This window comes from Peribacillus frigoritolerans, from assembly GCF_040250305.1.
In the GTDB taxonomy this organism is placed as follows: Bacteria; Bacillota; Bacilli; order Bacillales; family DSM-1321; genus Peribacillus.
Genome location: NZ_CP158190.1, coordinates 4563033 through 4576882, shown reverse-complemented (window position 1 = coordinate 4576882; position 13850 = coordinate 4563033). Strand labels below are relative to the sequence as shown.

General features: G+C 38.0%; 10 protein-coding genes. 4 read left to right on the top strand and 6 right to left on the bottom strand.

Annotation, left to right across the window (positions count from 1 at the left end):
- The first annotated feature begins 2 nt into the window (after positions 1-2).
- The 3 genes from ABOA58_RS22535 to ABOA58_RS22525 all read left to right on the top strand — a co-directional run bounded on the left by ABOA58_RS22535 (position 3) and on the right by ABOA58_RS22525 (position 3375).
- Positions 3-734, top strand: coding sequence for a PepSY domain-containing protein (locus ABOA58_RS22535; RefSeq protein ID WP_350300104.1), 732 nt, complete (start codon positions 3-5; stop codon positions 732-734).
- Between the two features lie 273 nt (positions 735-1007).
- The gene (locus ABOA58_RS22530; protein WP_350300103.1) at positions 1008-1601 is read left to right on the top strand and encodes a beta-class carbonic anhydrase; all 594 of its coding nucleotides are present in this window, start codon (positions 1008-1010) and stop codon (positions 1599-1601) included.
- Between the two features lie 16 nt (positions 1602-1617).
- Complete coding sequence (locus ABOA58_RS22525) at positions 1618-3375, top strand: SulP family inorganic anion transporter (RefSeq protein WP_350300102.1); 1758 nt, start codon at positions 1618-1620, stop codon at positions 3373-3375.
- A gap of 464 nt (positions 3376-3839) precedes the next feature.
- Here the strand turns inward: ABOA58_RS22525 and ABOA58_RS22520 are convergent, their stop codons facing one another.
- The 6 genes from ABOA58_RS22520 to blaOXA all read right to left on the bottom strand — a co-directional run bounded on the left by ABOA58_RS22520 (position 3840) and on the right by blaOXA (position 12951).
- The gene (locus ABOA58_RS22520) at positions 3840-5354 is read right to left on the bottom strand and encodes a glycoside hydrolase family 32 protein (protein ID WP_350300101.1); all 1515 of its coding nucleotides are present in this window, start codon (positions 5352-5354) and stop codon (positions 3840-3842) included.
- 403 nt (positions 5355-5757) lie between these two features.
- Positions 5758-7224, bottom strand: coding sequence for a glycoside hydrolase family 68 protein (locus ABOA58_RS22515; RefSeq protein ID WP_350300100.1), 1467 nt, complete (start codon positions 7222-7224; stop codon positions 5758-5760).
- 225 nt (positions 7225-7449) lie between these two features.
- On the bottom strand, positions 7450-8730 hold the full coding sequence (locus ABOA58_RS22510; RefSeq protein WP_350300099.1) for an ABC transporter substrate-binding protein: 1281 nt from the start codon (positions 8728-8730) through the stop codon (positions 7450-7452).
- A gap of 38 nt (positions 8731-8768) precedes the next feature.
- On the bottom strand, positions 8769-9941 hold the full coding sequence (locus ABOA58_RS22505) for a response regulator (RefSeq protein ID WP_350300098.1): 1173 nt from the start codon (positions 9939-9941) through the stop codon (positions 8769-8771).
- Positions 9942-10002: 61 nt separating this feature from the next.
- Positions 10003-11763, bottom strand: coding sequence for a cache domain-containing sensor histidine kinase (locus ABOA58_RS22500; RefSeq protein WP_350300097.1), 1761 nt, complete (start codon positions 11761-11763; stop codon positions 10003-10005).
- Positions 11764-12159: 396 nt separating this feature from the next.
- Positions 12160-12951 carry a class D beta-lactamase gene (blaOXA, locus tag ABOA58_RS22495; RefSeq protein WP_350300096.1) on the bottom strand — a complete coding sequence of 264 codons (792 nt, stop codon included), beginning with the start codon at positions 12949-12951 and terminating at the stop codon, positions 12160-12162.
- Between the two features lie 199 nt (positions 12952-13150).
- Between blaOXA and ABOA58_RS22490 the strand changes: the two genes are divergently transcribed.
- Entirely contained in the window at positions 13151-13795 is a 645-nt protein-coding gene (locus ABOA58_RS22490; RefSeq protein WP_350300095.1) for an alpha/beta hydrolase, read from the top strand.
- The last annotated feature ends 55 nt before the right edge of the window (positions 13796-13850 follow it).

Genomic DNA, 13850 nt, shown 5'->3' with positions numbered 1-13850 from the left:
CGATGAAGAATGGAAAAGTGCTGATAACAGCTGGATCGACTCTCGTTTTCGGTATGCTATTATTCGTCGGATTTCAATGGTGGGCTCCATCATTATCCGCGGAAAGCTTGACGGAAGAAGAAGTGAACCAGACAGCAAAGGATAAATATCCTGGAACCATTATAAAGACAACGAAAACTGAAGGTGAAGAATATCAGATTAAAATGCAGCTCGAAACTGGGGTATATCTTATTAGTATGGATGAGAAAAGCGGTGAAGTTCGTTCTATAAAAAAAGAAACCATAGTACATTCTGAAGAAACGGCGGAAAAAACACCCCAAAAGCAACTAACCCAAAATGAAATAAAGGCGCGTATTTCCTCACAAGGCGATCTGGAACAAATTGATTTTGTGCAGGAGAAAGACAACTCCCATTATAAAGCAGTGGTAAATAAGAATAATGAAAAAATCACCTTAATCCTCGACCCATATACAGGAGCTATAATTGACTCGACAATGGTAGCAGATAGTATCATTACAGAAAACGAAGCAATTGCGATTGCCGAAAAACATGTAAAAGGAACAGGTGATGATACAGAATTTTATCAACCTTCAGATCAGACACCTTATTATTTGGTCGAAGTTGAATTAGAGGACGATCGAGACGCAGTCGTTCAAGTGGACGGCTACACAAAAGAAGTAAAAACAATCACATGGGAAGATGATGAAGTGGATGATAGAGACGGCACCGAATAATAATTGGAACAAAACATAAAAAAGGGTGATGCATAGTTAAATATGCATCACCCTTTTTTGAGTAAGAAAAATGCAAAAAAAAAGAGAAGGAACTGTAATAATTCTCACCATTTTCTAATCCTTCTATCATTTAGCTCTAATTTAATATCTCTAACATGGAATAAAGCACCAAATGATAAAACAGAGCCAAATAAGACCGTTTATGAAAGGCATCTGGAATATTGTACATAGAACATTTCCATCATATTTCAACACGAGAAAGGAGAATAAGTAATGTCAGTTATTTCTAGCATTCTGGATTACAACAAGACGTTTGTCGATCAAAACAAATATGAAAGGTTTCAAACGACAAAGTATCCAGATAAAAAGATCGTCATCATAACGTGCATGGATACCCGTCTGTTGGAATTGCTTCCAAAGGCGATGGGTTTAAGAAATGGAGATGCGAAAATCATTAAAAACGCTGGAGCTATTGTTTCTCATCCCTTTGGCAGCATCATGCGCAGTATCCTTGTCGCTGTTTATGAGCTAAAAGTGGAGGAAGTGTGTGTGATCGGACATCACGGATGCGGTATGGTGGGGCTTCAATCCTCTTCACTTCTTGATGCCGCAAAGCAGAAGAAAGTCAGTCAGGAGGAAATTGATATCCTTACAAACTCTGGTATTGATTTATCAAAGTGGCTTTCAGGCTTTCAATGCGTTGAGGAGAGTGTAACGAATAGTGTCCGTTTGATTGAAAACCATCCATTATTACCGGATTCCATCGCCGTTCACGGTATGGTCATCCATCCCGAAACGGGTAAATTGGATCGAATCATAGATGGATATAGCAACGTTGTCAGCAAGGACGAAATACAAATTCAATAATAGAAGGAGCGATAAAATGATAGGTTCTAGCAGGCTTGAAGGATACAACTTAGGCCATTTTCAGAAAGACCTGGTTGCCGGGGTGGTAGTTGGGATTGTAGCGATTCCTTTAGCGATGGCCTTTGCCATTGCTTCCGGAGTAAGACCGGAATATGGACTGTACACATCAATTATTGCAGGAATCATGGTCTCCCTTTTTGGAGGTTCGAAATATCAAATTGCAGGCCCGACTGGCGCCTTTGTCCCGGTACTGTTCGGTGTGGTCATGCAGTACGGATATGAAAAACTGTTAATCGCCGGCTTCCTGGCAGGTATCATGATATTTCTTATGGGTGTCTTCAAACTAGGAAGATTCATCAAGTTTATTCCCCGTCCAGTTACGATCGGCTTTACTGCTGGAATTGCTGTGATTATCTTCTCTGGCCAGATTGCCAATTTCTTTGGACTCAGTAATTTAAAAAAAGAAGAAGCCTTTCTTTTAAATATGAAAGAAATCATATTGAACTTCAATACAGTGAATATCTATAGTGTATTGGTAGCTATCATAAGTTTAACTCTCGTCATATTAACTCCAAAATATTTACCGAAAATCCCTGGAGCATTGCTGGGATTGATTGTATCAACTCTAGTCGCCAGCTTATTCTTTCCAGGTCAGGTAGCGACCATTGGATCGGCTTATGGAGCCATTCCTAATGCATTGCCCCATTTTCAGTTTCCCCATATCACTGGCGGTCTGGTGATTGAACTCCTTCCGGCTGCTTTGGTCATTGCCATGCTTGGAGGAATTGAATCACTCTTATCCGCTGTAGTGGCAGACGGCATGACCAACAGTAAACATAACAGCAACAAAGAGCTGATGGGGCAAGGATTGACCAATATGATTACGCCTTTATTTGGAGGCATTCCGGCTACAGGTGCCATCGCCCGTACCGCAACGAATATTAAAAACGGTGCAGTCTCCCCCATATCAGGCCTGATTCATGGGCTGGTGGTATTGCTGGTGTTAGTCAGTTTGGCCCCTTATGCTTCGGCCATTCCTTTGGCCAGCATGGCCCCCATTCTTATGTTTGTCGCATGGAACATGAGCGAACGCAAAGAATTTTCGCATATCTTAAAAGCAAAAACCATGGACTCGGTCGTATTGATCGTTACCTTCGTGTTAACCGTATTGATTGACCTGACAACAGGTGTCGGGATCGGATTACTATTAGCCATTCTATCGTTCGTTAAACTGATGAGCGGTACATTGAAATTATCAAAGGTATTACCAGATCCAGCTGATAAACTAGTTAAACCAGAAATGGTGCAACAAGGTTCAAGCTGCCCGCAGATTAACATGTATACGATAGAAGGACCTTTATTCTTTGGCACAATCGAAAGGCTGCAAGAAGAAATCGAGGAAATAATGCGATCAAAACCAAAAGTCCTGCTATTAAGAATGAGCAATGTGCCATTTATCGATACATCAGGAGAAGCACTTTTAACCGACATCGTGAAGCAATTCAAGTTTCATAACCTACAAGTGTTGATTTCCGGAATTCAACAGGAACCTAAAGAAATGCTGAGAAAAACCGGATTTATTAAACTGGTTGGTGAGGAACAGTTCTTTTCCAGTACGGGAGATGCCATTAATAAAGCTTTATCCAAACTGGATGAGAACCGTTGTAAAGGGTGTAAACAGTTTTCATTTGCTGAATGTACCGCACTCTCACAGGAAGTTCCAAAGCCTGCGTTATTAAAACAGAAAAGAAAACGGGAGATAGGATTAACTTGACTCCTGTCAAGAAGATAAGGCATCTGCTTTTGGCAGATGCTCTTATTCCTAATCAGCTATATTCCTAATTCGCCATGGCTAAGTAGTAGTCAGGAAGATTACAAGTGGAAGTAACTTAAATACAAATAGATTCATAAAGACACAATGAAGAGGGAGGGACAGCCTCCATTTACATATTGTGGTCAGTAGCTTCTACAAGTACTTTTGTATGGCACGGGTTAATTTACTGAAGTTAACTTTCGTTAAACATCATAAACCCATACCATTAACCAACAAACCGGTGGGATAGTAGTTGATTCAACAGTTTCCCCCTTGTAGGGAGCCTCTCAGCCATTACGAAAAGCCGGATTTCAATACTTGTTGAATCCGGCTTTTCGTTATTACTCCCATTTGAAGAGTTTTGGGTAGACATGGTGAATTGCGGTCAAAGTATAAACCATAGTATCGCCATTCATAAATGATGTTCAATTAATCGAATCGAGGTGTTTGATCTTAATATTATGAAAGACCGCTTTGCCTCCCTCTGAGAAGAGGGATATTCCTTTATCATCAAATTCAGGGAATATTAAATTTGAATATGCAATCTTTCCATCATCCACAAACACTTCAATACTTGTTTTATCAATGAGGATCTTTAAGTGAACATGTTTCTTGCTAGCATCATATGGAGCGATGCTTTTAATATATTGATTACTTTCGTCAGGGTGTTCGGTAAAAGTTCGATTGACATAAGAGTAGTTTTCTTCTGCAAAAATTCCTACGTCGATGTGGCGTGTTTGATCTGCTGATTCCCGAAGCCTTAAGCCTACATTGTTTATGTCTGACCAATTGATATCCGTCTCCAATTGATATACATCACCTTTTATATCTAGAGTTTTGGAGCCATTCACTTCAATTTGTTCATAAGAATCCGTTGAACTCGTCAATTCTTTCAATGCTTCGATAGGTTGTGAAGATAAATAATATAGGTTGTTGCCTGCATGTTTTAGCCCGATTTGGCGAACGATGGAATCCATTCCATTAAAGCCCTCTTTTAGGGTCGGAGTATTATCGACATAGGCCCAATTATTCATCCAAGCGAGGGCATACCGTTTGTTATATTTATCGCTTTCTGTCCCATCTTCAAATGTAACTCCACCATACCAATCGAAGCCATGATCTAACCATTGCGGTTCATTGGAATCTGGGAAGAATTCCATTCCATCAAAGCTTCCAGTCCAATAGGCGTATGTGTTTGGTTTACCATTCGATTGCCCATTAGCACTGACACCAAGTACCCATTTTAAAGTCCCGTCATCCGCCCGTAACATATAAAGGTCAGGGCACTCTACAATACCAATGTTTTTCGTGACAAAACTGCTCATATACTGCCAATCTTTTAGGTTGTGAGATTTATAAAAACCTATTTTTGTTCCCTCAGCCATGACCATTATCCATTTTTGATCATTGTCATCCCAGATGATTTTTGGATCTCTAAAATCTTTCGTTCCAGGATTTGAGATGATGGGATCATCACTGTAGGAGGTAAATGTTTTACCGTTGTCCGTACTATACCATAGAAATTGTTCCTGTTTACCGCCATCCTTGGAGGGCTGCGTAACAATTGCCACAAGAGCATCTTTTCCAAAGCCTGCCGTATTTTCTTTGTCCACAACGACTGATCCCGACCATGGATCTCCATTATCATTGGTATATTTCGGAATGGCTATCCCTTGATCACTCCAATGCACCAAGTCCTCTGAGGTTGAATGACGCCATTCTGTTCCATTTCCATCCGGATAATCCCCATTATAGAGGTAAAAGTAATGGTACTCTCCATCAATGAAAATCGGCCTCTGAGGATCGTTTTTCCATTTGTCAGGTACAGTGAAATGGTAGTTAGCTCGATACGATTCCTCTTCATGCTTTACTGGTAAAGTTGATTTGATTAAATAGACTAATAATCCGGCAGTAAACAATCCAAGTATTAATAGAGCCAACGACTTAAAACCTTTCTTATTAAAAACTATTTTGTCCAAGTAAATCACCACGCTTTTATTTTCCCTATTTTGTTCCTAAGATAATGTAAAGCATATTTAATTAAAAGCTGTTTTCGCATACTTTGTTGCTATTTACTAAGTAGTGCGGTGTGGTTGATTTCCCCTCCAGATGCTCGCTTTCCGCGGGGCGGGCGGTGAGCCTCCTCGGCGTAAACGCCTGTGGGGTCTCACCTGTCCCGCTGCTCCCGCAGGAGTCTCGCACTTCCGCTCCAATCAACCTTAAATAGTTTCGTCTTAAAAACAACAATCTTTACGAAAAGAGCCTAATTAAAAAAAGAAAATGCCGATTTTACAGACATTTTCTTTTTTGATTAATTTTGTAAAACTTCGGATGAACATTAAATTATTGGTTATTCGTTAGTTGACCCTGTTCCTGAATACTATCTTCTATCACAGCTGTATTTGGCCCTTTGATGTTAAGTGAAAAACTTGGGGCAAAGGTAGATTTATGGTCTTTAAAATAACCTCTATTTGTCATGTAACTTGTGATAACTACATTATCGCTTTCCGGTTGTGGGATAGCATAATGAGCATATGTCCAAGTAATATCATAAGGATCAAGATCTTGGTGTAAGACAATTCCTGTTTTATTTAACGGTTTGTATGGGCCAGTTAAAGAATTTGCCACGTAGCCTAACATGTAAATATCTTTATCATCAATTCCATCAATGGTCATTTTTGATCCTCTTGTACTTGTGAATAAATACCATTTTCCGTCTTTTTCAAATATGTTAGGACGTTCAATTTCATCTGTTACTGTATTCGAAACAATCAAGGGTTTCATTTCGTTTTTTAATGTATAATCATCGTTTATTTCAATAATGCCAATGGCACCGTTTGCTAATTCAGCTAAACCTTTTTTAGAGCTTTGCAGAAGTTTATCCTTTTCAGCTTGGAAGAATTTATTGCTGTTGCCATAGTAAGCCCTGTTGTAAAGGGATTCTTCTCCTTGGTAACCATATTCAGTCCCAGTATTCGCTTCAAAAACAAGGTATTTACGACCATTGTCTTCAATATAGTGTGGATCTCTCAATGTATGATTATCACTAAAATTTTCATCGCCGAAAGCTTTATCATGTGATTGATAAAACTTGCTGTCTCCGCCTTCATAGATGGATTTGTAATCTTCTACGCCATCCACTTGCAATGTATTGGCACCTGACTCAGATAAGTTTACTTGAGCTGTTGTTAATGTTTGTTTACCGTATTGCTTAGAATCTGGTGAAAACTGTCCGCGATTTGTATAGAATAAGCGAACTTCTCCATCAGACGTGAAGGTTGCAGAACCGGACCACTCTTCTGCTTGATTTTTTAAATAAGGATCATTTGGAACATTTTTATCATTATCATCAAATACTCTGCCAGCATTTTTCCAAGCATCAATGGATGTTTCTCCAACTTTTTTGTAGAACAAGTAAATGAACGTGTCACTACCATTTTCAGGGTCTCCAGCTAATCCAAATACGATATGATAGCCCTTATATTCTGCCACTGTACCATCAGCGTTTTGTAATGGCCAGGTATCCCATACATCCATATCAATTAAATTTCCTGATTTGTCATACTTTTTTGCTGAGGGAATGTTTTTTATTGTTGATTCGTCAAACTTGGGAACTGTAAACTTTTCATCGCCTTGTTGATTAATCATTTTTTGCATGTCGTAACGAGTGATTTGTGAAGTGCCATACTTTTCATTGTGATCTAATGGGTCTTTTGGTGCCGCGAAAGCTTCTGAGCGACTGCCTCCTAATAAGATAACTGTACTAAGTGTTATTACTGTTGCTTGTTTGGCAAGCCTGTTAAGGTTCATATGCCTTCCTCCTAGAATGTTTATTAGTATATAAAAATAAAGTCTAGTGGAACGATTACTTTTTGGGAGTAACAGTCCCGCCTGTTTGAAGTACTAATAAAATTATAGGTTAGTCTTAATTCTATGGATATGTCATATATTGATTAGAATTTAGTCTTATATTGATATCGTAGTTTTCGACGTACAAAAAAATGCCCCAACAAAGGAGGCAAGAAGTGTACTATTTTATTCGCTTGACGCCCTTTCCCATGACCTCTGAAACTCGTGCAGTAATTGACCACGATTAAGCTTGTTTCCTACATATAGTTGCATGGCAGCCCCAAATTCTTCTCTTATTCCTACAGGGAAATCATACCAGTTTGAGTATAATGTTTTTCCTTCTTTATAATACTGAATTGTTTCATCAGCAAGAGGTCCTAAATTGTCAGCTTCAATGTTAGTGAAAGCAGGTATGAATTTAAAGCGTTCTGTCAAAAACATTTTGCCTTGTTCAGAAGAAACCATCCAATTTAAAAATCTCTTCGCTTCTTTCTTCTTTTCTGGTGTGGCTTGTTTGTTTACAACCCAATAATTCGGTACGCCGACCATCAAGGCTTCCTTTTTAGGTTGATCATTTATTGGTATTGGCATAAATCCGATGTTCATATTCGGTGATTGTTGATCGATCATCGGCTGTATCCAGTTTCCTTGTTGAATAATCGCTGCATTTTTTGAAGTGAATAGATTCACTTCCATGTTGTAATCTGTTGTTAGCGGGTTATTGTTTCCATACTTTAATGTTACATCCAACAAATTGATTAGATCATTGAATTTTTGATTATTATATATTGTTTCAGTTCCATCATTTAGGCCTTTTATAAAAGCCGGTGGATCTTCTTGCTCTGTAAAACCGACATTCATTAAGTGGTCACCCAATTTCCACTCTTCATAATATCCAGTTGCAAAAGGAGTAACCCCTGCTTTTTGCAATTTTTCAGCAACTGCTATTAATTCAGTCAGCGTTTTGGGTAATTCATCGATTCCTTCCTTATTAAATATATCCTTATTATAGATGAATCCGTACCCTTCCAGATTAACCGGCATCCCATGAATTTTCCCATCGAATTTCATGGGGGTTAACGCATCTTCATATGCATGTTCAACCCAGGGTTGGTCAGAAAGATCCTCTAAATATTCACTCCACTGTTTGGCATTTTCGTATCCGCTGTTTGTGAAAATATCAGGACCATTGCCAGTGGCCATTTTTGCTTTCAAATCAGCAAGGTTATCCATAGCCCCACCAACCGTGTGAACCTTTATATCTACATTTGGATTTTCTTTTTCATAAGCAATCACCATTTGTTCGAACTGTGTAGAAATTTCAACTTTCGGATTCCTTACATTCAAAGTGATTTTTCGCTCTGAAATTTCCGGTTTTTTTGTTCCGCTCTCGGTCTTTGTTTGACATGCACAAAGTGATAGGCTCAATATTCCGATTAAAAATATGTTTAGTATCTCTTTTTTCATCATGTCACCCCTGAAATTTTCTAATTAAGGTGAATTATTTACTTCTGATCTGCATTCTTTTCACCGTTTCGGTACTCGAATGGTGTCATGCCAACCACTTTTTTGAATAGTTTTGAAAAGTATTTCTCATCCTGATAGCCGAGCATTAAAGAGATGGAGTAAATACTTTTTTCGGTTTCTCTTAACCAGCGTTTTGCTTGGTCAGTTCTTAGTTTAGTGATGTATTTGGACAGGAGCATTCCGGTTTTTTGTTTGAACTTTCTTGAGATATGTTCGCGACTTAAGAAGAATACATTCGATAGCTTTTCTAAACTCAATTCTTCCATGTAATATTTTTCAACATATGAAACTATGTCTTCTATGCGGCGTGCAACATCCAAGTCATCCAAACGGTGGATGGATCTGAAGTTTTGATTTTTCATTGCTTTTTGTAATGACTTAAAAGAATTGTGGATCTCCCCTAATGATTCCAAGGACTCGCCACAAACAAGGCGAACAGGAATATCAAATTGATGACTGATCCATTCTTCAACGGATAACCAATGGTCAGGTATGGTGATCACTAGACAAAGATTATGATCATTCTGAAGCGCAAATGCATTTCCGATTTTCCGCTCAACAAGTTCGTCAGCAAGTAACTGAATGTAGGGGACAGGATGGTGCATTTGATAAAAGGAAATTAATGTAAGGGTGTATCCGTCTGCTTTTGGAACATATGACTCAATATCGTTTTTGTCGAAGTGTTCCCCCATACAAGCGGCAGTAACTAATTGATTACTCCGAAACCTTTTAACATCTTCATATACGCCGGTATCTTCATTAGCACGAACTTCCTCTTCATTCGCCCATGATTTAACGGCTTCTTCCAGTGTTTTGTTAAATGCATCAGCTTCAATCGGTTTCAACAAATAATCGAAGCTGCTAAACTGAATTGCTTTACGCATAAATGAATAGTCGTCAAAACCCGAAATTAAAATCACTTTACCAGGATAAGAAATGGAATCTAGCCACTCGATTAGTTCCATACCGCTCATTCCAGGCATTTTCACGTCCGTAAAGATGATTTCAGGACTTTCCTTCTCTATCATTCTTTTTGCATCATCACCATTACTTGCTTCTAATAGTTGGTTGATACCATATTTTTCCCACTGCCCTAAATGGCGTATTACGTCACGTACATTGAACTCATCATCGACAATTAAAGCTTTCACAGATTTCATCTCCTTATATGAATGAGTAAAAGTGTCCGTTTTTGAATGGCTACGAAGCAATCTATTCATTAGCAAGCGGAAATTCTAGTGGAATCACTATTTTAACGGAAAATCCTTGTCCTTGATACGTATCCACTTCCAGGCCTGCTTTTGATCCATAATTTAGAACTAAACGATCATAAATATTTTTCAGACCGATATGATTATGTGAATATGTGCTTTCATGTAGGGACGCGTATATATTTTCTCTTAATATTCGAAGCTCCGCCTGAGTCAAACTAGGACCCGAATTTTCAACGATGAGGTGTAAAAATTCTCCTTGTATTTCTCCATAAATAGTTAAATGAGCATGATAGAAACCTTCTTCATAACTGTGTTTAAAGAAGTTTTCAACGAGGGGCTGAAGAATCATACTTGGAATCGTCATATCAAGGATCGCCTCGCTTATTTTAATAGAATAGTTCACATTGTTTCCAAAACGCTCCATTTGAAGGTTTAGGTATGCTTCTATATAATTCACTTCATCTCGAACCAACACCCATTGGTTTGCCTTAATGGAGTAGCGCATCATTTTAGATAGTGATGTCAATAATTGGTAGACTTTTGGAGAATTAGATCTTAGGGCAACTGCACCAATAGATTGTAACGAATTAAATAAGAAATGCGGATTAACCTGAGATTTTAATGCTCTGAATTGGTTTTTTCTATTTTCTATTTCGAGTTTATATTCTCTTTCAATGTGTAGATTGATTCGGTTCATCATATCCTTCATATGTTTTTCCAACTCACCAATTTCGTCTTTTCTTCCATCGTCAAAGGGGACATCCATATTTCCACCTTTTATTGTTCTCACTTTCTTGCTAAGAAGTTTAATGGGACGAGTAATTCTGTATGAAATAATACCAATCATTAATAGCCCTAACAAGCCAACTATTAGTCCAACGATTATATTTGTATAGGCAGTCTTCCGGACATCATCGAATAATACATGATTAGGGGTTATCTTAACTAATTTCCAATGATTTAGTGTTCCTGATAATGTTTTGGTTAAAATAATATCTTCACCCGTAATCTGCTTTTTAAAATCAGGAGTAACGGATTTTCCTATAAGGGACCGATCATTTGCATACATGACATTGTTATGCGAATCCAAAAGTAGTACAGATTCTTCATCCTTTTGAACAAGGCTGTTACATATACGGGCATAGGCATCTAAATCTATATCAATTGTAATTATTCCGAGATATTCGTTTGAAGGCACATCGACTATTTTATGGTGAAAAGTCATCACCATTGTGTCGTCCGACTGGGGAATGATCGCTGTGTCATTGTAATTTTGAATTTGATGTGGCGGCTCAATCATGTAATTAGAGTTAGAGCTATAAAATTGTTTTATCGGATCCTCATTTAATAAATCTGGTTGAGGTTTCCGGGCACTGACCGTCGCATTATAAACTGTAAACGATTCTTTATCCTTATCAATATAAAACCGTACTTGACGGATTTCGTTTCGCATCAGATAAAAGGTTTCTATACTTTTTTCCATCGCAATCGGGTTAAAGTATATCGAGTCTTCAAAACCATTTTTAAAAATCCGGAATAAATCGGGATTTCGATATAATAGATAGGGAAGATTAATCATGTCATCAAAGTATTGCTCCAGTTCTTCAGCGTTTTTCTGAAGTTGTTCCTGGCTATTTTCAAGCTCATGTCTCTCCACACTATTTTTTGTATAGCTGTAAATCAGAAACACTGATAGAAAATACGGTAAGATGATAAAAAGAAATAACATTAACAATAAGCGACTTTGAATGGTTTTCACAGAAGGTGCCCCTTTCACTAAAGGCCCATAGTTTATATAAACGTTACAAACAAATAATCCTTAGCTCCATTTATTATGATGCAGTTTTATTACTTTATTTAGTCAGTCTTGAATTACTATTTTAAAACTATATCAAATAAACACGTATCGTCAACAAGGCATAAACACGTGATGCACAATGAGAACATGGAACAAAAAACTATGCGATTTTAAAAAACGAGAAATTCATAATTTTCTCATTTTTCAAAATCAGAAGAAAGGAAGAGTATAAATGATTATGTTTAAGGAGCTTGTCTAGAAGAGTTTTGAATCTGTGTGCTGACAAATCAGGTGAAGTTTCAGATACCTTTATGACAAAGCAAAACGCATGCCCGAATTAAGAGCATGCGTGAACTTTTATTCTTTTAGGATATCCAACTCTTTCAAGGCTTCAAGCGTAATCGCTTTGGCTTTGCTTCCGCTGCCATCCAAGTTAGTGGCGAAGGCCCATTTTCCTTTGTCCGTTTCGATGTAACCCACATACCAGCCCAATCCCATATCAGAAAGGCGTGTCCCGGTTTTTCCATGGAGGACATATGAGTTTGCTTCTTCATTGATCATGATTCTCTTAACGGTTCTCATATGCTGCTTATCGATAGGCAGTTTTTCTTCTACAAGGTTTTCGATGAATTGGACTTGTTCCCGGGCAGAAATCTTTATGCTGCTGTCGAGCCAAAACTGGTCGATCCCCCCGGAGATATCATGATTGCCATAATCTAGAAGGTTCACATATTGCTGCATGTTTTCCGCCCCGATATCACGGGCCATTGCTTGATAATACCAGATCACTGAATGCCTCATGGCTGAAGCCAGCGTATGATCTCTGTTCCAATCCTCAAATTCCCTGATTACCCCATCCCAGCGCTTCACCTCATATTCATCGCTTACCGTTTTTGTCTGTAAACCGATTAATGCATTCGCCACTTTGAATGTCGATTCTGGAGTGTAGCGTACTTTACTTCTCTGTTTATTATAGATAAATACTTTATCATTTTTTAAGTTTTGGAGTACCATCGTGCCTTCCACACCATCGAAAGAATCCCCGATATCCAGTTCTTTCATCTTTTGATCGTTTGCACTTGCATGAATCGTACTCATGGAACCAGTGACTAGCAGGACAAGAATGAAACATAACACTTTGATTTTCATTACACACTCTCCTTCAAGGCTGGATTGATCGATCATCAGATTAATTTCCATAAAATAGGTTGATAGCTAAAGTATACCTATTCCTGATAAAAAACGAAACCTAATTCTTGGATTCTGTTTAGATAGTATCGATCAAGGAGGGATTCAGCAGGTAGCTAATGAATACTAAGAGCAAAAGAAAGAATGGGAGGAATCTATCATGGAGGTTAACCAAAGAAAAATAAATAGTAATGAAAAAGAAATTACATACACACATATTGAAAACGGAAGTCCAGCCGTTTGTTTTATGTTTTCAGGTGCGGGATACACGTATGAGAAGCCGTTATTCTATTATTCGACGATGATTATGCTTCAAAATCAGTTTGATGTCGTACATATTCATTACGCTTATGACCAGGATATTTTCAAGCATCCATTGGTAGATATCACAAAAGTGATCGTTAATGATATCAATCCCGTCATTACGGAAGTACTTCAAAATCATGAATATAAAGGAACAGTATTTCTAGGCAAATCACTTGGCACCATACCCATCATCAACGGAATCATGAAAAGTGAGCGGTTTTTGAATGCCAAAATGATATTGCTTACGCCGCTATTGAAGTTCGATGCGATTTTTGAAGGATTATTAAGCAGCAATCATTCAGCACATATAGTTATAGGAGAAAAGGATCATCATTATATTCCAGGTAAAATTGAAATGATTGAAAGTAAAACGAATATAAGCATGGATAAAATCCCAAATGCCAACCATTCCTTGGATAGTGAACCTTTGAATACTTCAAGGTCGATTATCATGCTTGAAGGTGTAATGAATAGAATGGAAGAGTTTTTAAAGGGATAGGTTAGCGAAATACAAAAGGGATTCAATCCATAGGTTGGTGGGGGAGAATGTTATA